The organism is Pedobacter faecalis, assembly GCF_030182585.1.
Taxonomy (GTDB): Bacteria; Bacteroidota; Bacteroidia; order Sphingobacteriales; family Sphingobacteriaceae; genus Pedobacter; species Pedobacter faecalis.
On the sequence record NZ_JARXOW010000001.1, the window covers coordinates 1,674,963 to 1,696,764 of the forward strand.

At 49.2% G+C, this 21,802-nt stretch carries 19 protein-coding genes; 11 read left to right on the plus strand and 8 right to left on the minus strand.

Annotated elements, in window-relative coordinates:
• The gene (locus tag QEP07_RS07530; protein ID WP_285009292.1) at positions 1-2,289 is read right to left on the minus strand and encodes a redoxin domain-containing protein; all 2,289 of its coding nucleotides are present in this window, start codon (positions 2,287-2,289) and stop codon (positions 1-3) included.
• A gap of 66 nt (positions 2,290-2,355) precedes the next feature.
• Between QEP07_RS07530 and QEP07_RS07535 the strand changes: the two genes are divergently transcribed.
• From QEP07_RS07535 to katE, 3 genes are all read left to right on the plus strand, one after another.
• Complete coding sequence (locus QEP07_RS07535) at positions 2,356-3,918, plus strand: hypothetical protein (protein ID WP_285009293.1); 1,563 nt, start codon at positions 2,356-2,358, stop codon at positions 3,916-3,918.
• A gap of 166 nt (positions 3,919-4,084) precedes the next feature.
• On the plus strand, positions 4,085-4,636 hold the full coding sequence (locus QEP07_RS07540) for a YciE/YciF ferroxidase family protein (RefSeq protein ID WP_285009294.1): 552 nt from the start codon (positions 4,085-4,087) through the stop codon (positions 4,634-4,636).
• A gap of 7 nt (positions 4,637-4,643) precedes the next feature.
• Positions 4,644-6,863, plus strand: coding sequence for a catalase HPII (gene katE / locus QEP07_RS07545; protein ID WP_285009295.1), 2,220 nt, complete (start codon positions 4,644-4,646; stop codon positions 6,861-6,863).
• Positions 6,864-6,941: 78 nt separating this feature from the next.
• On the opposite strand, the gene QEP07_RS07550 is transcribed toward katE, so the two are convergent.
• The 4 genes from QEP07_RS07550 to QEP07_RS07565 form a co-directional block, all read right to left on the minus strand.
• The gene (locus tag QEP07_RS07550; RefSeq protein WP_285009296.1) at positions 6,942-7,430 is read right to left on the minus strand and encodes an ankyrin repeat domain-containing protein; all 489 of its coding nucleotides are present in this window, start codon (positions 7,428-7,430) and stop codon (positions 6,942-6,944) included.
• 55 nt (positions 7,431-7,485) lie between these two features.
• Complete coding sequence (locus QEP07_RS07555) at positions 7,486-8,184, minus strand: outer membrane beta-barrel protein (protein ID WP_285009297.1); 699 nt, start codon at positions 8,182-8,184, stop codon at positions 7,486-7,488.
• A 61-nt stretch (positions 8,185-8,245) separates the two neighbouring features.
• On the minus strand, positions 8,246-8,980 hold the full coding sequence (locus QEP07_RS07560) for an SRPBCC family protein (RefSeq protein WP_256003983.1): 735 nt from the start codon (positions 8,978-8,980) through the stop codon (positions 8,246-8,248).
• A gap of 82 nt (positions 8,981-9,062) precedes the next feature.
• Entirely contained in the window at positions 9,063-9,548 is a 486-nt protein-coding gene (locus tag QEP07_RS07565) for a DUF4112 domain-containing protein (RefSeq protein ID WP_285009298.1), read from the minus strand.
• Positions 9,549-9,662: 114 nt separating this feature from the next.
• Here QEP07_RS07565 and QEP07_RS07570 point away from each other — a divergent pair, with 114 nt between their 5' ends.
• A complete protein-coding gene (locus QEP07_RS07570) occupies positions 9,663-10,547 on the plus strand; it encodes a PH domain-containing protein (RefSeq protein ID WP_285009299.1) in 885 nt (294 codons plus the stop codon).
• On the opposite strand, the gene QEP07_RS07575 is transcribed toward QEP07_RS07570, so the two are convergent.
• Entirely contained in the window at positions 10,548-11,120 is a 573-nt protein-coding gene (locus QEP07_RS07575) for a YdeI/OmpD-associated family protein (RefSeq protein WP_285009300.1), read from the minus strand. It abuts the gene before it with no gap.
• Between the two features lie 74 nt (positions 11,121-11,194).
• On the opposite strand from QEP07_RS07575, the gene QEP07_RS07580 reads away from it, so the two are divergent.
• Complete coding sequence (locus QEP07_RS07580) at positions 11,195-12,595, plus strand: DHA2 family efflux MFS transporter permease subunit (RefSeq protein WP_285009301.1); 1,401 nt, start codon at positions 11,195-11,197, stop codon at positions 12,593-12,595.
• A 57-nt stretch (positions 12,596-12,652) separates the two neighbouring features.
• The gene (locus QEP07_RS07585) at positions 12,653-13,267 is read left to right on the plus strand and encodes a porin family protein (RefSeq protein WP_285009302.1); all 615 of its coding nucleotides are present in this window, start codon (positions 12,653-12,655) and stop codon (positions 13,265-13,267) included.
• A 7-nt stretch (positions 13,268-13,274) separates the two neighbouring features.
• On the opposite strand, the gene QEP07_RS07590 is transcribed toward QEP07_RS07585, so the two are convergent.
• Positions 13,275-13,712, minus strand: a complete 438-nt coding sequence (locus QEP07_RS07590; protein WP_256003967.1) for a DUF8192 domain-containing protein — start codon at positions 13,710-13,712, stop codon at positions 13,275-13,277.
• A gap of 39 nt (positions 13,713-13,751) precedes the next feature.
• Positions 13,752-14,870: a glycosyltransferase family 2 protein gene (locus QEP07_RS07595; protein ID WP_285009303.1), complete on the minus strand. Its 1,119-nt coding sequence runs from the start codon at positions 14,868-14,870 to the stop codon at positions 13,752-13,754.
• Between the two features lie 107 nt (positions 14,871-14,977).
• Here QEP07_RS07595 and QEP07_RS07600 point away from each other — a divergent pair, with 107 nt between their 5' ends.
• The 5 genes from QEP07_RS07600 to QEP07_RS07620 all read left to right on the plus strand — a co-directional run bounded on the left by QEP07_RS07600 (position 14,978) and on the right by QEP07_RS07620 (position 21,784).
• Positions 14,978-15,316 carry a zinc ribbon domain-containing protein YjdM gene (locus tag QEP07_RS07600; protein WP_285009304.1) on the plus strand — a complete coding sequence of 113 codons (339 nt, stop codon included), beginning with the start codon at positions 14,978-14,980 and terminating at the stop codon, positions 15,314-15,316.
• The gene (locus tag QEP07_RS07605) at positions 15,316-16,077 is read left to right on the plus strand and encodes an NIPSNAP family protein (protein ID WP_285009305.1); all 762 of its coding nucleotides are present in this window, start codon (positions 15,316-15,318) and stop codon (positions 16,075-16,077) included. The genes QEP07_RS07600 and QEP07_RS07605 overlap by 1 nt, the downstream gene beginning before the upstream one ends.
• Positions 16,078-16,254: 177 nt before the next feature.
• Complete coding sequence (locus QEP07_RS07610; RefSeq protein WP_285009306.1) at positions 16,255-16,848, plus strand: RNA polymerase sigma factor; 594 nt, start codon at positions 16,255-16,257, stop codon at positions 16,846-16,848.
• A gap of 66 nt (positions 16,849-16,914) precedes the next feature.
• Positions 16,915-18,090 (plus strand): FecR family protein, encoded by a 1,176-nt coding sequence (locus tag QEP07_RS07615; RefSeq protein ID WP_285009307.1) that lies wholly within the window; start codon positions 16,915-16,917, stop codon positions 18,088-18,090.
• Between the two features lie 40 nt (positions 18,091-18,130).
• Positions 18,131-21,784, plus strand: coding sequence for a SusC/RagA family TonB-linked outer membrane protein (locus QEP07_RS07620; RefSeq protein WP_285009308.1), 3,654 nt, complete (start codon positions 18,131-18,133; stop codon positions 21,782-21,784).
• Positions 21,785-21,802: the final 18 nt, after the last annotated feature.

A 21,802-nucleotide genomic window follows, 5' to 3' on the forward strand; every position in this document is an offset into this window, starting at 1 on the left:
TTACAGCTGACTAAAAGCTGCAATAACTTTCTTCCAATCCTTTCCGAAATCGACCTGTATCATCTTACCCTCGGGTGAGACGATGATCTTGGAGGGATAACCTCTTATCGCATAATTGCGTTGAATAACCCCGTCTGACATCGCTACCGGGATGCCGAACTTGTTCTCCGCAAGATATGCTTTTACTTTATCCTCCTGATCGTTACAGGCAACACTCAGAAACTGGACGTTTTTATGTTTGCCATCCTTTACTTCGTCACTGAAGCGGTTGACTTCGGGCATTTCAGCCCGGCACGGCCCGCACCAGGTACCCCAGAAATCCATGACCAACCATTTACCTTTAAAATCGGCCAGGCTATGCTGACCGCCGTTCACCGCAGCAAGCGCAAAAGTTGGGGCAGCAGGCCAGCCACTTACAATCCGCTTTTGAAAAAAGGCAGAAAAATCATCCTTCTTAAACTTTTCTTCGTACAGCTTCTTCATTTCAAGGATTTGCTCGGGCATAGCCGTGATATGAGTTACGAAGACATCAGACGCTTCGGCCTCATTGCCGACCGCCAATAGCTTTTCGATGAACAGGTCGCGGTACCCTTCTTTGGTATCAAGCAACGCCCGATCGTAAAAACTCATATACGCTTTTTCCTTACCGCTTGCCGGTGAATATTGTGCAGCTTTAGATAAGCTCTGGAATGCAGAACCGTCGCCTTTCGCCTCATCCCTTAGAAACTTCAGGTAATAAGCTCCGGCCAGTAAATTTTTATCAAGATGCTTTCTCGCGCTTAAGGAATCGGCGGTAAACCGTTCCAACCGTGCTATCGTACCATCGAGGAGCGCTCCCGCTTCGACTGGGCGACCAGCTGCCTGGAGCATTTGATACACCAGCAGCGCATAACGTGAACCGTTACCTGCCTGAATGTCCTGATCAGACATATCATGGAATGTTTTAGCCGCTGCAATTGCAGCCTCCGCACTTGATGCTTGCTTGGCCTTAGACCAAATGGCCAGGGGCCTTACTTTCTTGAGATACTCAGCATCCTTACTGGCAAGCATCATACCGCTCAGCACATAAGCCTTGTCTATTTTGCCGTCCAGTTGATCCGGACTTTTTGCCCCGCGTACGGCCTGACAAAAGGAGCTTTGCAGCCAGCTATCTAAAGCTTCCGTCTTTGCGGCATAGGTGGTCAGATCGTAGAGCGACACTACATCCTGCTCTCCATAATAGGTAAAACTCAGTTTGTTCACCAGGTGGATGTAATTGCCAGCGAGAAGCCTGTTGGGCGTAGCGCGGAGTAAGGAGTCGTACATTGAATCTGCTTTATCGCCATCCACGCGCTGCAGGGCACTCAGCCTGTTCTGAATATAATAATTGTCGTTGACAAACCGAGAGTCTGGTTTCTTAAACAATGCAAAAACCCGCGTCGAATCGTGTTTACCAAATTCCTTTAAAGCATCGCTCCAGTAGCTAAACCTTACTGCCATATTAATCCAGGCGGTATCAAGTGGCTTGCGCTCTTTAAACGGCATTAGCTTTTGAACTACCGATACATCTACCCGGGCATTGTTGCTGATCCCCGCCTGCGGACTCTGCTTAAACTGCGTTTTATTTTCGGATCTGGATTCTTTAATCAAACCGGTTTTTTTGTCGACCACAAATTTCCGCACTCCGAAAACGTCCTCTGTCTGACTTGAAACCTGATAAGTTGTAGTATGTGCTGTGCTGTTCAAGGTGCTAAGGCTCATGCTATTTTCCCCTGCGGCAGCAGCTTGTGCCTGCTTTATGTCTGCAGGTTTATCTTCAAAAAACAACATCTGCATCTTGCCTTGAATCAGGGTTTCAAAGTTACGCAGCATATTTTCGGCAATTTCACTCTCGATATTCCAGGAACCAAGCCTTTGCTTTAACGCTTCCTCAGCACCGGTTACAGACAACACCTTCCCGCCGGGCGAGACGGAGACCTGGAAAGGCTGATTTAAAAGCGCCAGCTGTTCGAGAATTGCGGTATTTCTAAAATCCACATCCTTAATCTTATCCGTATTGAGCAACGTTCCCCCCATTTGCGAAGAACCGAAAGTTGCATGTACCAACTTGCACTCCAGCATAAAGTTCCCGTCTTTATTCCTGCCAAGCGACTTAAAAGCATAAGTATCCGTAATTTCTGAAGGATAACTGCCCTTATCTGTTTGTGTCGTTTGTATTTCGAAACTGTGGTTCTTTGGCAGATTGAGCGTTTGCGCTTTGGTGCCCATGCTGAGCAGCAAAGCAAATGCGAGCGATAATTGGACTTTCATACTTTGGTTATTTCAAATAAAGATATGGATTTTTTTGACCTGTCAAATAGTTTTATATTCGCTGGCATGCAGCGCAAACTGATTCATTATCTGATATTTTTCGTGTTCATGTCGACCCACCCGGCCTTTGGTCAGCAAACCCTGCCCGACCAGATCAGTTTTACACGTCAGGCCGTACGCCGACTGATCTTCGATGAAGGCCAATCGATTCCCCTGGCCAAACTGGACCCGCAGAAAATCGTCGGAATGGAGTCGATGCATCCGGTGGCGCACTATCTGCCGAACCAGTCTGAAATTTCTATTGAGCAAGGCAAGCTTGTTATCGAATCGGCACAGAAAACGCAAACCGCCACCTGGATGGGCGGATTTAATCCCTTTTCCACTTACACCATCGATCTGAATTCGTGTGCCGGGGAAGGGGAATTGGGCTTTGAGTTCTCTGATCCGGCTAAGAAGGAACAAATATTTATTACGATAGAATACAAAGGCGGCATGTTGACCGGCGCGAGACTGAGGCTAAACAACAATACTCACTTAATCAAAGAATCGTCCATTACGGTGCCTGGTGTCGAAAACACAACCCTGAAAGGCAGGATCATTTTGCAAATGCTTGGTAGTGGACTTGTGCTCTACCTGCAAAAAGGGGAGCTGCCGCAAGTGATCGGACAAGCTGATTTTAACAAGGACATAGATCTGCGGAGCAAAGAGCGGATCCATACCTTTCAATCACATTTGTTTTCATCGATAAGCTCCGGCAAAGTCAGCATCAACAAGGCCGGCATGGCGCTGACCACTGGCACCGGCCAGGCCGACATCCGCGCCATAACCTATGAAAATGGAGAGCCGCTTCTCGATCAGGGAAGATTGTGGTACACCATGTCTATTCGCGGGCGTGCCCTTCCTCATCATATCCAGGGCGTGTTCAGCATGGACCCAACGGTGTTTGATGTTAAGCTGGAAGGCATTATTGTGTTCGATCGCAACGATGGCCTGCTCAGAAATGAAGTGGCTTCACACATTTTCTTCGACCGCCGCGATAAGATCTGGCGGGGAATTACCACTGGTTTTAGTGCATATGCCAATCCCGACAAAGAGAAAAAGCAACTGCTCACCATAGAAAGTAGAAAAGATCCAAGGTTCGGATTTTCGGTGATGACCGCCGCACCGTTTGGGATTGTGGGCGACATTGAAGATCCGCACATCCTTTTCGATGAACAGGCAAAAAAATGGCGCATACTTACCTGCGAAAATCATGATGGTTATAAAGCTGTTATCCTTGAATCGGCCCATTGGAACAAGGGCTACAAAAAGATAGCAGGCCCGGTGGCCCATAATTCTACCGGCACATCCATTCAAAAGATAGATGGCCGCTATTATTGTTTTTCCGGCAGTTCTGAACGGCAAATTTTTATATACACCTACCCAGATCTTAGGGAGGCCGGGGTTTTAAAGATGGACCTGCCGCCATGGAGCGAAACATCAGGGACCCGGGTATGGCCCAATGTGGTGCAGTTGCCCGAGGGCTACCCTTTCCGTTTCGTCGCCCTGATGATGGACCGGTTCAACTATCCTGGCTTAAGCGGTCCGAACTGGACTTACGGGGCGCTATACCTCTATCGTGGTAAATAAAATACATGATTGAACGATCCTTGAATGATCGTTGAGCAATGGTTGAATGATCCAACGACCATTCAACCATTGCTGGAGCATTGTATAAGGAGTATATATGATACTGTCTAAAACTACTTAGCAGCACGATTGTTAGGTATGGGTATTACACCCTATACATAACCCTATGAAAGCTAAAAGTGGATCTGAACCTAAGTTCAGCACAAAAACAAATCCGGCAGCGGAGCCGGCATTGAAGGAACTATTTGTAGACAGCATTAAAGACTTATACTGGGCAGAGAATCACCTGGTGAAAACGCTGCCTAAAATGCAGAAATCTGCGACATCTTCGGAACTTGCTGGAGCGATTGGCAAGCATCTTACCGAGACGGAAACACATGTAAAAAGGCTCGAGCAGATTTTTGATCTGCTGGGCGAAAAGCCGCAGGCCAAAAAGTGCGACGCGATGGAAGGGCTGGCCAAAGAGGGCGAAAGCATCATTGAGAGCACTGAGGCTGGGACGGCTACACGCGATGTTGGGATCATCTTAGCGTCGCAAAAAGTGGAGCATTATGAAATTGCCTCTTATGGCGGACTGGTTCAGCTGGCGGCTACACTGGGCCTTTCAGACGTTGCCGAGGTACTTACTCAAACACTTGAGGAAGAAAAGAATGCCGATCTGAACCTGACCGAGATCGCAGAAAAGAATATAAACTATAAAGCTGCTGAGGAGGCATAACTGAACTATGGCAAAGAAAAACTCACCTCCAAAACAGGGTACGGAGAAGGCGATAGACCGCAAACTCGTACCTCAGCAGGAAACTGAAAAAACGAAGTCGCTCCTCCCGCACACTGCGGATGCAACCGACGAAAAGATGACCACCAATCATGGTGTAAAAATAAATGACGACCAGAACTCACTGAAAGCGGGAGAGCGTGGCGCGACCTTGCTGGAAGATTTTATATTGAGAGAAAAGATTACGCATTTTGACCATGAGCGCATCCCGGAACGCGTTGTACATGCACGGGGTTCGGGTGCGCATGGCGTCTTCAAACTCTACAAATCTCAGTCGGCATACACTAAAGCGGCCTTTTTAAACGATACCGACATTGAAACGCCCGTGTTCGTGCGCTTCTCTACGGTTGCCGGATCTAGGGGGTCGACCGACCTGGCCCGCGATGTAAGGGGCTTTGCGGTTAAGTTTTATACCCAGGAAGGCAATTTTGACCTGGTGGGCAACAATATGCCTGTATTTTTCATCCAGGACGCCCTGAAGTTTCCCGACCTGGTGCATGCCGTGAAGCCTGAACCGGATAATGAGATACCGCAGGCTGCTTCGGCGCACGATACTTTCTGGGACTTCATTTCGCTGATGCCCGAGTCGGCACACATGATTATGTGGCTGATGAGCGACCGCGCCATTCCGCGAAGTTACCGGATGATGGAGGGCTTTGGCGTGCACACGTTCAGGCTAATCAACGCGAAAGGAAAATCCAGCTTCGTGAAATTTCATTGGAAGCCGCTCTTGGGTGTACACTCTGTGGCTTGGGACGAAGCTCAGAACATTTCCGGAAAGGACCCTGATTTTCATCGTCGCGACCTTTGGGATGCGATTGAAGCGGGGGCATTCCCTGAATGGGAACTTGGTTTGCAAATCGTGCCGGAGGAAGATGAGTTTAAATATGATTTTGATCTCCTGGATCCCACTAAGATTATTCCTGAAGAACTTGTGCCGGTGCAACGTGTTGGTAAAATGACCCTGAACCGCAATCCGGACAATTTCTTTGCGGAAACAGAGCAGGTGGCTTTTCACGTTGGCCATATTGTTCCGGGCATCGACTTTACCAACGATCCGCTGATGCAGGGCAGGTTGTTTTCATATACAGATACGCAACTGATCAGGCTGGGGGGACCGAATTTTCATGAGATCCCGATCAATAGGCCGGTCGTTCCCGTACACAACAACCAGCGCGACGGCTTTATGCGCCAGACGATCAATCGCGGGAAAGCCAGCTATAATCCGAATACGCTGGGCAACAATGATCCGGTGCAGGTTAAGGCAGCCGATGGTGGCTTTACCTCTTACCAGGAACGTATCGACGCGAAAAAGATCCGCGCAAGAAGCGATAGTTTCAGGGATCACTTTAGTCAGGCCCGGTTATTCTTCAACAGTCAGTCGGACCCCGAAAAGAACCATTTGGTAGATGCCCTGGTATTTGAACTTGGAAAGGTAAAAACGGTTGCCATCAGGCAACGTATGTTGGGCATACTGAAACTGGTTGACGACGGACTGGCCAGTCAGGTAGCCTATGGCTTAGGGCTGCCAGTACCGCAGCAACCTGAACAACCAGTCAACAAAAGTGTACCGGCCGACGGTGATCCGGCGGACTACGAACCGATTCAGGTTGAAGGTTCATTGGATAAGTCTGACGCGCTGAGTATGGTGAACACACCAAAGGACAGTATCGTTAGCCGTAAGATTGCCATCCTGGTGGCTGATGGCGTAACGGCCGGTTCTGTTCGGGCGATGCGCGCGGCACTTGAGGCACAGGGGGCAATTGCTGAGCTGATTGCACCACGACTTGGAGAGGTGACGGCAGCCGACGGCACGTTTCTCACGGTTGACCATAGCTTCCTGACCGCGGCATCGGTTTTGTTTGATGCTGTCTACGTGCCGGGAGGAACCAACAGCGTTGCGACACTCGAAGCAGAAGCTAATGCGGTACATTTTCTGAATGAGGCCTTTAAGCATTGCAAGGCGATTGCCGCGGATGAGCAGGCGATGCAGGTATTGGAGGCTACCTATTTTCATAAGAAACTGCCCGATGAGTTTAGCGAGGAGACCGTACTTAAGGAGGGCGTTGCTGTAGGCGGCGATGTTGAAAAACTGAGCGATCTCTTTATCAAAGCAATTAAACTGCATCGTTTCTGGGAGAGAGAAAAGCCAAGGATGGTTCCGGCTTAATAAGTCGGGGACCATAATAACGAAAAAGCGCGTAGCAGGGATCGAACCCTTCGTTACGCGCCTTTTTTATGACTGTTTTTAGCTCGCTTTGGCCATAGATTCAAGAATGTTAAGCCCTTCCGTATTGCCTTGTTGTGCTGCAAGATCAAATACAGACAGGCCACGAACGTCGAGCAGCGTAGCATCGGCACCAGCATTGAGCAGCAACTTCAGGAGCTCGTTTCTGCCAAACATGGCGGCAAACATAAGTGCCGTTCCACCATTTCCATGCTGCAGATCGAGCGAGGCACCATTTTCAATCAGCAGTGTAGCGATCTGTTCATATCCCTTAAACGCCACACCCATCAGCGCGGTGTTTCCGCCGTTGTCGGCCGCATTAATGTCGGCCCCGTTTTCTATGAGAAATTTTGCTGCCTGGTATTGATTGTTATAGCATGCAATGATCAGCGGTGTATAGCCTTTTTCATCTCGTGCGTTTACATCTGCATTTTGCCTGACGAGTTCCTGCAGAACTTCCACGTTTCCAACGCGTGCTGCATGTATGATGATTTGAGTGTTGTTATTCATAGCATTTGAACAATCAAATTGTACAAATGTTTAGTCCTATCAGTTGGAACAAACTCTACAGGGTATAAAACAAGCCTAATGAAAGCACCTGATTATAGATCTTAACGTTATTCGCCTCGACATTATCTATCCAAATGAGCCCACGGCTAAAGCCTCCTTGAAAACCGATACCATTACGCAGTTGAAACGCGACTAGTGTACTCAGGCCAAAGTCGCTACGCCGCATATTTGCTTCTGCAGATCTTCCAAACTTTATCTTATCCTCTTCGTGAAACTCAAACCCATCGCCTCCAATTCGGCTTTCCATCACAGCGTTGGCTTTGATTATGTTCCTACCTGCCACGCCAAGGGACGCGTACGGACCTACACCTAACTGAAGTTTTCCCCCTATCAGGTTAAAACCTGCGACCAAATGTAAGGGCAGCTCAATATAATACGGCTTTGTATTTTGGTCAATAGTGACTAAAAACAACTGCCCTTCAACAAAGTCTACCTCTGCGAAGTACTGCCTGAAGCCTTTTCCAATAAAAGTCAGGCCAGGCTGAATTGATAAGGTTGTGTTGAGTGGGATGTCCACGGAAGCGCCGGCGTAAAAGGAACTCGTTTTAGAGCTTTTGATGTCGGTGTTTCCACCACCGGTGACGAATTTAGGGGCGGTTAATCCCGCCTTCACTGAAAACTTGAGTTGTTGCTGAGCGTTGGCCTGACTATATAAGCCGGCCAGGAGCGCTAATACCAGAAAGGTTTTTTTCATTAATTTAGATTTACAGTCGCCTAATATAAGGAACGAGCCTCATAGTTAGGCGACTAAAAATCTACAGGGCTAAACCTGCATATTGCTTAAAATCAGCATCCTCTGCATAAGCTTTAAAATTTTGCACATCTTCGCGGATCATTCGTTCAAACACGCCATTGAAGAGTGAAGCAATGCTTCTTCCTACATTTCCTGCCGGGGCAAAATATTCGATCTCAATATGGAGTTCGGTACCAGTGCCACTCAGGGTATCTTTGAACTCCACCTTGCCGGCGTTGTCGACCTGCGAACCTTCGATAGACTGCCAGCCGATGTATTTGCCCTCATCTTCCCGGGTAATTTCGGCCTTCCAGGTCAGATCAAGCAATCCGCCCGGTACGTTTGCCGTCCACACCGAAACATCATCGCTTTGCTCCTCTACGCTTTTCAGGTGCGTCATGAACTTCGGCAGGTTAGAAAGCTCGCGCCAAAAGGCATACACCTTTTCCCTTGGTGCGTTTACGACGATGTCTTCTACAATGCGGATCGATTCCGGATCAGTAGTATCCTTGTCCAGATAAGTATATACCGGACAAACGCCAGTCGCGCCTCTGTATAGCATCATTCCTCCAGCAGCTACGCCTCCGAGGGCAAGAATGGGATGTTTTCCAAGCTTCTTCAGACTGTTGTAAAGCAGCCATCCACCCGCCAGTACCGACACTAGACGCTCGCTCTGATCAATGTTTTCCCTGCCTGTTGGCTCTATGCTCAGTTCGCTCAGGCCATCCGTTACTTTGTTTATCCATTCGTTTTTCATAGGTGTTTTTATTAGTATCCAAAGAACAATGTACTTGCGCAATAGTTTGGCTTACAACCGAAAATGCTTACACCAGCGGTGTTTAAAAGATCAGTCCGGTAAGCCAGGCACCCACTTTCCAGAGCAGGTAAATAAGCAGAGCCAGTATCAGGAAGAGGATGATCAGTGTCCAGATGATAATGCCTTTGCCGCTACCCTGGTGCTTGTTTTCCAGGTAGTGCTCGTTCATCAGCCTGATGTTCCGGTTATTGGCCTTGAAAAAGAAGTCGAAGATTTGCCCGATAACAGGGATTGCACCGATGGTGGCATCAAGCAGGATGTTCAGGCTCATGAGCACAACCAGTTTGTTGCTGGCGCCCTTACGGGCCATGGCCAGCATGAGACCTGCCGAAACCAGAAATCCCGCCATGTCGCCAGCAATGGGAAAAAGGTTAATAAGCGGATCGAGTCCAAAGCGAAACCTGGTGCCGGGCAACCTGAACTGGCTGTCCATCAGATATGCCAGGCGGTTAATCCACCTGAGTTCGGGAATGTCGGGCCTGTCTGGGGTATAGCGTTCTGTCTTCATCTAGCACTATAACTTGATCGGGGGCGATTTGTTTGCTGAGGACTGAGGTTGCTTGCTGCTTTAGCACATTATCGGTATATTTAGCACTGTCTAACAGGAAATGCATCTTTATTTGTGACGCAACTCATCTCGAAACTTCAGTATAAGAAAAGCGAAAAGGGCGAATTTGCCCAGATTGCTCCAAGGAATTTACAGGATACCCTGAAGCTGATCCAGGAATACCCCTGGGCTACGGAGCGAAGCCTGGCATCGGTAGAGCTGACTTGTCCTTCGGTTACAATAGAGCACCCAACTGGTACGTACCTGAAACTGGGACATTATTTTAGCGGAAAGTTTTGCCTGTATTACCTCGACAGCAGGAAGAAGGTTTATTTTAAAGTCGCGCCTACCCTACAGGAAGCCTCCGAGTGGATAACGGACTTCTTTGAAAAAGATGGCCATATTGAGGGGTTTGAGAAGTACAGTTTTACGTGGAGCAGGGCTTCATACTTTATCACGGATACCTTTGAGTATGTGGTCGACAGGATGGCAAGCCTTCGATTCTTCAAGTTCTGGCAGTTTATGCTCGTCGCGGCGGTTATTATATTGATGGCTGATTCAATTGACAGGTCTCGGCCAGTTGCCATCGAAAGCATCGCTGCCTTAATGCTGTTTGTGATTTTCCTCGCTGGTCCACATATTTATTTTTATTTTAATTATCGGTCCTGCGACAAAAACAAATATTTGCAGCTCTCGCGAGCGGCAGATCAATTCAGATTCGGTCCGGCAGGGAAAGAAAAGACGCTTTCAAAGAGGGAAATACAGCGGATAGAGGTTCACGGTGTATTTGGCAGGGGATTATGGAACGATTGTTTCGTGTATGTTATAACCCTCAAAAATGGCGAGTCGTTCACTTTTACCAGCCTATTGATGAGGTATTCAGTTTTCCAGAACAAATTTCCAGATCACGAAGCTAAGCGCATAAAAAACAACTTCCCAACTGTTGGCCGGGCTGTCTGATTAAAACTGCTTCGGCTTAGTCCCTTCTGCCGCATGACTGGCAATCTCCTGAATACGGCTTAGCCGGGTCTCAGGCCGCTTTGCCAAAACGATCCAATGCAGCATCATTTTTTTTATGGATTTACTGAGACTGTTATAGTAGGCTTCGGCACCTGGGTTTGCGTCAAAGGCCTGCTGAAGATCGGCCGGCACCTGCAAGGCCTCAACTTCGTCGAGCACATTCCAGGAACCATTCTCTTTGGCTATCCGGATACTCTCGTAGCCCGCATCCGACATAAGCCCTTCCTTTACCAGCTGTTCGACCTTGTCTTTGTTTATTTTGGACCAGGTGCTTTTGGGCTTTCGCCTGCTGAAAAACTGATGCGTGGTATACTGGTCTATTTTGATCTTTTTACTGTCTATCCATCCGTAGCATAAAGCGACATCAACCGCCTCGCTCCAGCTGACTGTTGGCCTGCCTGAGGCCTTGTGATGCTGCACTAGCCAAACGGACTGCTTCTTTTGATGGTTAGCTGCCAGCCACTCGTTCCAGTCGGCCACCGTTTCAGGATAAAATATTTCAATCTGTTCCATCGCTTACACAGCTAATTTAGCAGAAATAATACAATACGGTAAAACCACCGGACGGACGGGATGTTAATGCTACAATGGAACAACCCCGCTCGTCGACATTAAGAACTTTGCCCTGGATTGCCGCGCTGGCCATGTTTATGCAGTCGCTTGACGGTACCATCCTGAACACCGCTTTACCTTCTATTGCTACCGACCTGCAGAAACCGGCACTTTCGCTGCAAAGCATCATCATCAGTTACGTACTTGTGCTTGCCCTGCTCATCCCACTCAGCGGCTGGGCGTCGGATAAGTTTGGCTCGCGCAAGGTGTTTGTAGCTGCTATCGGTATATTCACCTTTGGTTCATTACTCTGCGCCTTATCGCAATCGCTGGCCATGCTTATTGTCTCCCGCGTCGTTCAGGCGATCGGCGGTTCTATGATGGTACCCGTGTCGCGTTTGGCCATTTTGTATACGTACGACAAAGAGAAACTGCTGGGTGTGATCAATTTTATCACGATACCCGGCCTGGTAGGCCCTATCATTGGCCCGACACTGGGCGGCTGGCTTGTTGAGATTGCCTCATGGCACTGGATATTTCTGATTAACCTGCCGATAGGCCTGTTCGGCATGTATTACGCCAACAAGCACATGCCACAGTATCAACGGGCGGGAGGAGAATTCGACTTCTTTGGTATGCTGTTTTTCGGCGGCTCTCTACTGTTGCTAACGCTGGGGATTGAGCTGGGTACGCACGAGTTTATCAGTGAATCTTTGCTTCTACTTGTCTTTGCTTCCAGCTTTGTGCTAATGAACCTTTATTACTTTCATTACAGACGCATCAAGGAACGGGCGCTTATAAACCTCGGACTGATTCGCATCCGGACACTAAGGATCGGTGTGTTCGGCAACCTCCTAACACGCCTGGGCATCGGTGGCATGCCGCTGCTGCTTCCCCTCCTGTTTCAACTCGGCATGAAGCAATCTGCCATGACCTCCGGTATCATGTTGATTCCCGTGGCACTTACCTCCGTGCTTATTAAGCCCTGGGTGGTTCCGCTGGTGAAAAAGATGGGCTATAAGCGAACGCTGATCATCAATACTCTCCTTATTGCGGCGGTCATTGCGCTTTTCTCCCTGGTGAATGAACATACGAAACTACCCAACCTGATCCCGCTGCTGGTGGTCTATGGAGCGGTAAACAGCATACAGCTGACCAGCATGAACACAATCTCTCTTTCGGCGCTCAACAATGAAACGGCCAGCAGCGGCAACAGCTTATTGCTGGTGATGCAACAGCTTTCTATGAGTCTGGGTATTTCGGTAGGCGCATTCTTGCTGGCCAAATATTCCAGTTCGGCCTGGCTGCAGGCGGAAAACATTTTACATGCGTTTCACTATACTTTCCTTACGCTTGCTGCCATTACGGCGGTCACCAGCATGTTGTTCCTTCGCCTGGAAAAGAATGCGGGCGAGGATCTCTCAGGTCATCATTAATTTTTTTTGTTAATTGAATTTTTGTGCGATATTGGTCGCATCTAAATTAATGTATTAATGAAAAAATTATTTGCCATGCTACTGTGTGGCGCAACCTATCTGACAGCCTCATCACAGGAAAAAGGCGATTTCGAACTTGGTATCAACAGCGGATTGAACCTGGCGACAGTGACGAGTGGCTCCAACACGAACACTGAATACCGTACAGGCGTTAACGTAACGGTTTCAGGAGATTACTTTTTTTCTGACCGCTGGAGTATTAAAGCCAAGGCGGCTTACGACCAGAAGGGATGGAACAACGGTTACATCTCGTTCGACAACGGTGAAGCCGTCCCGACGAACTATCAGTTCGATTACCTGACCGTGCCTGTTATGGCAAACTGGCACTTTGGAAAAACGCGCAACTGGTATCTTAATTTCGGTCCTTATGCCGGATTTCTGCTGAGTTCAAAAGAAACGGCAATGGGTACAGATTTGAAAGAAATTTCACAATCGGTTGATGCGGGTCTAGCTCTGGGGATAGGCGTAAAAATACCAGTCAGCAGCCGCGTTAAGATTTTGCTGGAGACAGACGGCCAGGCTGGCTTAACGGATGTTTTCAAAGACAATCAGGGAAATAAGATTCAGAACAGCCGCAGCAGTCTGAACGCTGGCCTTGTTTTCGGTCTGTAGAAAAAGGCTAATTGTAACTTATCACGGGCCCGGTATTGCCGGGCTCTTTTTGTGCGCCGCCTTCACGCCTTAGCTTGGCAAAAAGCAGCTTGGGCAGGAGTATATTTTTTACGCCTCCATAGGCCACAATGATGTTATAGCCACCTGTTTGTTCGAATTCCCTGAACTTAAGCTTCCGGGCCCAAGTGCCGCCATCGGCTTTATACTTTCGGGCATACTTAAAGAAGCTGCTTTTTGTAGAGATCACCGTTCCGCCCTGCCCGGTGATAAACGCGACCTTCTTTCCTTTAAAGTCGACTTTTACTTTCTGCTCTGAAAAATATTCGGTAAGAAATTGCGCTTCCTCGGGTGAGAGCCTCGCGTAGTCGTTGTTGCCCAGTGTACTCTCTTGCGCCTGGGTGAGAAAAGCGATCGATAAAAACAGAAGAGTTATTACATGTTTCACGGCACTGGATTTGGTATGTCTAAAGTTACAAAATAACCATCACATTTTGGCATTTGCGCCGGCGGTAACCAGCAGTCGCCCTTTCCAGCTTACAGATCCGGTTAATTTACGCTGGACGGCGAGAAAGCCGATCCAGGCCAAGCTAAGCATTTGGAGGGGGTGCAATAAGATATTATTGACAACGCTTTGACCGGACAGGCGCGAACTGAAATATCGTGTGGTGACGATAATAAACGTGAGGGCCAAAATGAGATAAAGGTTGCCGCTCGCCAGCACAAGCAGCGGCCCGGCGACTACCGCCGTCAGAAAAAGCAGGAACAAGGGTATACTGTTGTTGAAGGGCGCAATGAAGTTCTTGCTGAAACCATCAACCGCATCCTGATAGCCCGAGTACATTCTGCACTGCAAGAGTCCCCCCGCAATCAGCCCCTCTCCTTTCTTACCATAACGCTTTAGCATCTTCATGATCACGAGGTCTTCCGCAACGATAGATTTGGCCTGCCGATGAAACTGATGCTGTTGATAGTCTTCAGCATTGAATAACATGAACTGTCCGCATGCAGCCGAAAAAATGGGATCGGCATGCGAGCGAATAAGTCGTATGGGCAGCAAGGTAAGCAGCAGGTAGTTCATTAGCGGCACGGTCATCTGCTCGCCCCAGGTAAGCATCTGCTGATCGGAGAATAGACTGAGCAATGAGAGTCTCTTGCTTTGCATGCGGTAAACTGCACTGCTTATCGCCGATGGGTGCAGTACCACGTCGGCATCGAGAAAGAGCAGATAGCGGCCCCTGGCAGCTTCGGCAAGCTGGTAGCATGCAAAGTTTTTTCCCGTCCAGCCCCCGGGGAGCGGCGCTCCTCTAAGAACGCGGAATTGCGGATGCTGTTGAGCGAAAGTATGGGCGATCTGGTAAGTTTCGTCTGCAGAATGATCATCAAGCACGATGACTTCGTACTGTATTCCCTGCTGCAAAAGAATGGAGTCAAGCAAGCGTTTGATCTTGTCCTGTTCATTTCTTGCCGGTATCAGGATTGACACCAGGCCAGCATTGCTGGAACATGCTGCGCGCTGCAGACTGGGAAAGGTATAATAGTTATAGGCCGCAACCAGCAGGCGGAAGCCAAGGAACACCAAAATACAGCTTAGCAAAATAAACATGAACCGGTTTTGCTTACAGTAACCTTTTCCCGGTCGCTTTGTTTGGAAAAAAATAGCCTGCTGGTGCTCATACTTATTATTAACTTTGCCTACTGAAAAGCCAAGCTATGATCGAACTTAAACCATGCCCGCTCTGTAAATCTGAATATACGTATGAAATGGATAACCTGCTGGTGTGCCCGGAATGCGGACACGAGTGGAATCCTGAAGAAACAGAGACTACGGTTGAAGGTTTCGTGGTGAAAGACAGCAATGGCAATATCCTGCAAAACGGTGATTCTGTGGTAACGATCAAGAATCTTCCGGTAAAGGGAACTTCGCAAAGCATTAAGGCGGGCACCAAGGTGAGGAACATTCGTTTGGTAGACAGCGACCATAATATCGATTGTAAAATTGATGGTTTTGGTGCCATGGCGCTGAAATCTGAATTTGTAAAAAAAGCATAATGAAAAGGTTTTTCACGATTATTCTGCTGGGGTTCGTGCCAGCATTGGTCTTAGCTGCAAAGGGAGATTTCTACCAGATAAAAATTTATCATTTGAAATCTGCTGACCAGGAAGAGCGTGTCGACCAATTCTTGGAGCAGGCCTATCTCCCGGCCCTGCATCGTGCAGGTGTCAGCGATGTTGGTGTATTTAAACCTATTGCCAGTGGGCCGGAGCGACTGATCTATGTGCTGATACCTTTCAGATCAGCTAAAGATTTCCTTGGCATTGATGCTAAACTTGGAAAAGATCGCCGGTACCAGCAAGACGGAAAAGCGTATCTGGACGCTCCGTATAATGATAAGCCATATGAACGTATAGAGAGCATTTTGCTGAATGCATTCAAAAGCAGTCCCCGATATGCGCTCCCTAAGTTAAGCGGACCAAAAAAGGACCGGGTTTATGAGCTGAGAAGTTATGAGGGACATACGGAGAAGATATCAGCGAATAAGATCAGGATGTTTAACGAGGGCGATGAGATTGGTTTGTTTAAGCGTCTGAACTTTAACGCCGTTTTTTATGGCGAAGTGATTTCAGGCAGTGCTATGCCTAACCTGATGTACATGACCACATTTGAGAACCGGGCCGACCGTGACAAACATTGGGATGCTTTTGGTAAAGATGCATACTGGAAAAAGCTTTCCGCTATGCCGGAGTACCAGAACAATGTGTCTAAAAACTCACAGTTCTTATTGTATCCGACAGATTATTCTGACATTTAATCAACCGGCATAGTACGTTCCTGGTTGCCAGCCTTCTATGCTGATAAAGTGTTTATCAGCTTATGACCGCCTTGCTAACATTGCCGGATATCCGCATATGCGACATTCGGAAACATATGGTATATTGTTATTTGAAATGGAGACAGACCTTTTGTTGAACAATATATAGCCGGTTCGTTGGGACATTACCTGCCAGATGAAGAGAAGGATTTGCTTTTGCGGATAGCTGAAGGAGATGAGCTTGCTTTTGGCCTCGTGTTCCGTGCCTATTACCCAAAACTATTCACCTTTATTTCGCGCATGGACCCCCGCGGAGATGATGTGGATGAAGCCATTCAGGAAACCTTTATTCGTGTGTGGCTGTCGCGAGACCAACTGCCTGGTATACTGAATTTCCGGGGCTGGCTATACACTATTGCTACGCGGGAGGCTATCGCGATTATGCGAAAGAACCTGCTTAAACAAAGGACGAGCGACAGGCTTTTGTCGGCCCCGCCCGTGTTGAGCGGCGAAACGCCGGCCGACCTGACCCAGGCGCGGCAGATCAGGGAACTGGTTGAACAGGCCATAGCCAGGATGCCCCCAAGCCGCCGGCGCATTTATCAGATGAGCCGGGAAGAAGGCTTAAAACCCGCAGAAATTGCCTCACAGCTGGACCTGTCGGTAAGCACGGTGAAGAATACCCTGGTAACTGCGCTGCAGGATATCCGCAAGTTTCTTGTCGCTAACGGACAAACGATACCGCTGCTCATCATTCTGCTTGTGTATTAATTTTCGGATTCAGTAGTACGTTTCTATCAGGGGGCCTTCTATGGTGTGTAGATCAATCATCACATTATGGAAAGTACACCTGTTAAACAACTCATAGAGAAATATCTCAACAATACTCTTACGGATCAGGAAAGGCTGCAATTGCTGGAGCTGTCGGCCGACAAGCATCACCCGGAACTGAACAGCATTCTTCAGAACATGCTGGAGAAGTCGGACGAAACGGCTGTGGACCGCGACCGCATGGAGGCTTCTTTGAAAAGGGTTTTGGAAACCGATAAGGCCGCAGGATTAAAGACGCCTGCGACCCGAAAATTGTGGTGGCGTTATGCCGCTGCTGCTGTATTGCTGGCCGGCCTTAGCACTTATTTCTGGTTTAGCAATATCGATCCCCGTCTTTCTGAGGTTAGTAAGGAAACTGCGCAACTGGCTGAGGATGTTTTGCCAGGAGGTCCGAAAGCGATGCTTACGCTGGCTGACGGAAAAAAGATCATGCTCGACAGCGCAGCAGACGGTAGTCTGGCCGCCCAGCAAGGCATTCAGATCGTTAAAAAAGACGGAAAGGTGATATACGCAGCTCTGGGAACCGCGCCTGAAGCTACGGCGTATAATACGCTGGAAACACCAAGAGGCGGAACCTATCAGCTTACTTTGCCCGACGGTACCACTGTGCTGCTCAATGCAGCCAGCTCCATCACCTACCCTGTGGCATTTACCGGAAAAGAGCGACTGGTAGAGATGAAGGGAGAAGCCTATTTCGAAGTCGCGCATAACCCAAGAAAGCCGTTCAAAGTAAAAATAAATGAATCGAACACCATAGAGGTACTGGGTACGCATTTCAATATCAGCGCTTATAAGGACGAGAAGGTAATGCGCACGACTTTGCTAGAAGGTTCGGTCCGACTGCACAGCAATGCCAGTAAAGGTATGCTGAAGCCGGGGCAACAGGCGCAGGTAACGGGCAAGCAGATGGCTATAGCCGACATCGGACCTTCCGGTATTGCAGAGGTGATGGCCTGGAAAGAAGGCCTATTTAATTTCCAGGATGCAGACCTGCAGGAAATCATGCGTGACTTAGCCCGCTGGTATGATATAGAAGTGATCTATGAAAAACAGATCCCTAAAATGGAGTTCATCGGCGAGATTGAACGCTCGCTTCCGCTCTCGGCCGTGTTAAAAGGACTAAAAATGTCGGGCGTGAACTTCCGCCTCGAGAAAGGAAAGCGACTGGTCGTTTTCCCATAAACCGCAAACTAAAGCAACCAACCAACTAAACCAATAAACAATGAAAGAACCTGCTAAACCCAACTTGAGGATGCCCAGAGGCATATGGCTCTGCATGCTGCTCGTGGTGACTTATTTAGGCGCCAATGCGCGGCAAGCAAAGGAGCCGCTGATTACCTACACAGGAAAAGAAGTGCAACTGGTAAGCATCTTTCAGGTTATTAAGGAGCAAACCAGGTATAACGTGTTTGCCGCAAAAGACCTGCTGAAAACGACGCAGCCGGTAACGGTTGCGGCACGCAAGATGCCCTTGTCGGACTTCCTGAACCTGATTCTGCGCAACCAGAACCTGTCGTACGAGATCAGCAACAAGACGATCTTCCTGAAAGCGCAGCCCGCTCGTCCGCCTGCTGACCCCAGTGGCAAAGGCGCAGCGGCGATCAGCGGATCTGTCAAGAACACCAACGGCGCTCCCGTTTCCAATGCAAATGTGGTGCTGGAGCCATCGGGACAAAAAGGCATAACCAATGAGAAGGGTGAGTATCTGTTTGAGAACCTGAGCCAGGGTTTTTATACCGTTAAGGTATCCTGCATGGGATATGGCACCAACGAGAAAGAAGCCTATGTGAGTGCTGCCACCCGCCTGTATGTCGACTTCGTACTGAACGAGTCGTCGGCCCAGCTAAAAGAAGTGGTGATCAATACCGGCTATCAGACCTTCTCCGCTGGTCGCGGTGCTGGTGCTTATGCCAAGCCTGACCTGAAAACACTGAAAGACAGAACAACGTCAATGAATATTTTGCAGCGGCTGGATGGACTGGTGCCGGGACTAACGGTAAACAATGCGCCATCGGCATCAGGCAACCCTATCCTGATTCGGGGACTGACCTCCATCAACAGCAATAAATCGCCGCTGGTGGTGGTCGACGGTGTGCCGCTGGATAATATCAATTCGATCAACCCTCAGGATGTAGATGATATTACGGTATTGAAAGATGCCTCGGCAGCTTCCATCTGGGGCGCCAGGGCGGCAAACGGGGTGATCGTAATTACGACCCGAAAGGGTATCCGCGGCGAGAAGCTGGCCATATCGTACGACGGCTTTGCTAATTTTCAGGGAAAGCCGGACCTCGACTATTATCCGGTACTCGGCAGCGCGGAATTTATTCAGGCTGCGCGGGATATTTTCAGACCAGATTTATATCCCTGGAATACCGTCAGCGGCTATACCGGTCTGGCCTCGGTAGGTGTACCGCCACATAACGTCATATTGTATAACCAGCAGCGTGGATTGATAAGCGAGGCACAAGCCAATGCCAGCCTGGATAGCCTGGCTGCGATCAATAACCTGAGCCAGATTCGCGATATCTGGTACCGCCCCGCCATGCTCACCAACCATACGGTGTCCCTTCAGGGCGGTGGAAAGTCTTATGGGATATACGGGTCGCTGGCCTATACGGGTACACAAAGCAATCGCCCGGAGGAAAAGAACAACGGCTACAAGATCAATATTAAGCAGGACTACAACCTGAACAAATATATAGACGTATTCCTGATTACGGACCTGACCAATGTTCGGAGCAGCAGCCCGAGAAACATTGAGGTGGACAACCGTTTTCTGCCTTATCAGTTGTTTCGCGATGCGCAGGGCAACTCCATTTCCATTCCGTATGTGAAACATCTGTCAGAAGCGAACCGGCAGTTGTTTGAGCAAAGAAGCGGCTTGAGCCTGAACTACAACCCGCTTGATGAGCGGGACTTCGGGTACACTTCGGCCGATATGCTCGCCGCGAGGATAACCGGGGGACTGAATGCACGCATTGTTGACGGACTTTCCTTTTCTGGTGTATACGGGTATTTCAAGACGTCCGACAAGAGCCGGTCGTACGACGACAGCCGGAGCTACCTGGTCCGCTCGGAAGCGGCACAGTTTACCGTAGCCCCGGCTGCGCCCGGACAACTTCCAACCTATCATTTGCCGGTAGACGGTGGCAGGTATGCACTCTTGAACATTTCGCAAAACAACTGGACCATACGAAACCAGCTGGCGTACGACCGCGATTGGGCCGACCGCAAGCATCAGCTTTCTTTACTGGCGGGCCAGGAAGTGCAGGAACAACTGCTCGAGAATAATCAGACACTGACCAGGGGTTACAACGAACTGCTTCAAACCTATCCAGCTATAGATTACCTGCGACTTTCGGGTACCGGTGTGCCAAACACGGTAATGCCAAACTCGGGAACGCGGAGTGTATTGGGGGCGTGGCGACCGTTCACAGAAACAGAGTCGCGGGTGCGCTTTTTGTCGTATTACGGCACCATGAACTATACTTACCTGAACCGTTATACGCTGAACAGCAGTCTGCGTCTGGATCAGTCGAACCTTTTTGGAAAGGACCGTTCCTCACAAAACAAGCCTGTTTGGAGCATCGGCGGGCGCTGGGACCTGCGTGAGGAGGCTTTTATGTCGGAGAGCATCTTTAATAATTTGTCGCTCCGCGTATCCTATGGACTTACGGGCAACTCGCCCGTACCGGGAACCGCAGCTTCTTATGACATCCTGAATGCGAGGTCGGGCTCTGCCCTTCCCGGTAACACGGGTCTGTCGATAACCACACCAGCCAACGCTGCCCTAAGCTGGGAGAGCTCGCGCACGTTTAATGCCGGGGTTGATTTCGGGATTCTGCAAGGCAACAGGCTAAGTGGTTCTGTCGACTTTTACAGCAAGAGAACGGATAATCTGATCGGACAGATGGAGGTGAATCCGCTCTCGGGTTATAATACGGTGATCGGTAATTTCGGCGACATGCAAAATACTGGCGTTGAGGTGTCGGGCCGTTCGGTCAATATCTCGTCAGACAGGTTCCGCTGGGTAAGTCAGCTTGCACTGGCCTACAACCACAATGAAATTACGAGGCTCAACCAACCGGTACTGATTTCTACGGGCACGCAAAAAGCAAGTACGATTTATCTAGCCGGTCACTCGGCATTTGCGGTGTTTGCTTACGACTTCGACGGACTGGACAACCTGGGCGATCCGCAGATCAGGCTGCAGTCGGGCGAGGTAACGAAAGAAAGGAATGTCGCAAAGCCGGAGGACGTGCTGTACATGGGTACTTTTCAGCCTGTATGGAACGGCGGACTTAGCAATATATTCACCTTCGGCAACCTGGAACTGGCGGCCAACATGGTGTACAATTTCGGTAATGTGATGCGCAGGGATGTGAACAGTTTTTACTCGGGCAACGGACTGATTAATATGACGGCTAATAATGCCATGCAAAACGGCGACCTGAGGTTCCGCAGCGGAAATGTACATGCGGAGTTTGCCGACCGATGGAAACAGCCGGGTGATGAACAGCATACCAATGTACCCTCCTGGATAGCCGTGAACAGCCTGAATAGCAGTCGCCGTGACACCCGCTACTACACCCAGGGCGATGTAAATGTGGTTGACGCGGCTTTCGTAAAACTGCGCGATGTGTCGCTGGCGTATAACCTTCCGCAGACTCTGGTATCCAAGGCAGGATTGAGCGGCGTGAGGTTACGGCTTCAGCTTTCGAACGTGATGCTGTGGAAGGCAAACAAAGACGGCATAGATCCGGAGTTTCATGATGCGCCAGGCGGCAGCCTGGCCGGCGAATACGCTGGCGGGATCAGGTATATGCGTACCGACCAGGGTAGCCTTACCGCCGGCCTGAGTGTTCGGTTCTAATATTGATGGTTACCAAAT

What these genes read in the sequence shown, in the direction of transcription:
- QEP07_RS07530 (WP_285009292.1), bottom strand. Translation starts at nt 2,289, where the DNA reads ATGAAAGTCCAATTATCGCTCGCATTTGCTTTGCTGCTCAGCATGGGC.
- QEP07_RS07535 (WP_285009293.1), top strand. Translation starts at nt 2,356, where the DNA reads ATGCAGCGCAAACTGATTCATTATCTGATATTTTTCGTGTTCATGTCG.
- QEP07_RS07540 (WP_285009294.1), top strand. Translation starts at nt 4,085, where the DNA reads ATGAAAGCTAAAAGTGGATCTGAACCTAAGTTCAGCACAAAAACAAAT.
- katE (WP_285009295.1), top strand. Translation starts at nt 4,644, where the DNA reads ATGGCAAAGAAAAACTCACCTCCAAAACAGGGTACGGAGAAGGCGATA.
- QEP07_RS07550 (WP_285009296.1), bottom strand. Translation starts at nt 7,430, where the DNA reads ATGAATAACAACACTCAAATCATCATACATGCAGCACGCGTTGGAAAC.
- QEP07_RS07555 (WP_285009297.1), bottom strand. Translation starts at nt 8,184, where the DNA reads ATGAAAAAAACCTTTCTGGTATTAGCGCTCCTGGCCGGCTTATATAGT.
- QEP07_RS07560 (WP_256003983.1), bottom strand. Translation starts at nt 8,980, where the DNA reads ATGAAAAACGAATGGATAAACAAAGTAACGGATGGCCTGAGCGAACTG.
- QEP07_RS07565 (WP_285009298.1), bottom strand. Translation starts at nt 9,548, where the DNA reads ATGAAGACAGAACGCTATACCCCAGACAGGCCCGACATTCCCGAACTC.
- QEP07_RS07575 (WP_285009300.1), bottom strand. Translation starts at nt 11,120, where the DNA reads ATGGAACAGATTGAAATATTTTATCCTGAAACGGTGGCCGACTGGAAC.
- QEP07_RS07580 (WP_285009301.1), top strand. Translation starts at nt 11,195, where the DNA reads ATGGAACAACCCCGCTCGTCGACATTAAGAACTTTGCCCTGGATTGCC.
- QEP07_RS07585 (WP_285009302.1), top strand. Translation starts at nt 12,653, where the DNA reads ATGAAAAAATTATTTGCCATGCTACTGTGTGGCGCAACCTATCTGACA.
- QEP07_RS07595 (WP_285009303.1), bottom strand. Translation starts at nt 14,870, where the DNA reads ATGTTTATTTTGCTAAGCTGTATTTTGGTGTTCCTTGGCTTCCGCCTG.
- QEP07_RS07600 (WP_285009304.1), top strand. Translation starts at nt 14,978, where the DNA reads ATGATCGAACTTAAACCATGCCCGCTCTGTAAATCTGAATATACGTAT.
- QEP07_RS07605 (WP_285009305.1), top strand. Translation starts at nt 15,316, where the DNA reads ATGAAAAGGTTTTTCACGATTATTCTGCTGGGGTTCGTGCCAGCATTG.
- QEP07_RS07615 (WP_285009307.1), top strand. Translation starts at nt 16,915, where the DNA reads ATGGAAAGTACACCTGTTAAACAACTCATAGAGAAATATCTCAACAAT.
- QEP07_RS07620 (WP_285009308.1), top strand. Translation starts at nt 18,131, where the DNA reads ATGAAAGAACCTGCTAAACCCAACTTGAGGATGCCCAGAGGCATATGG.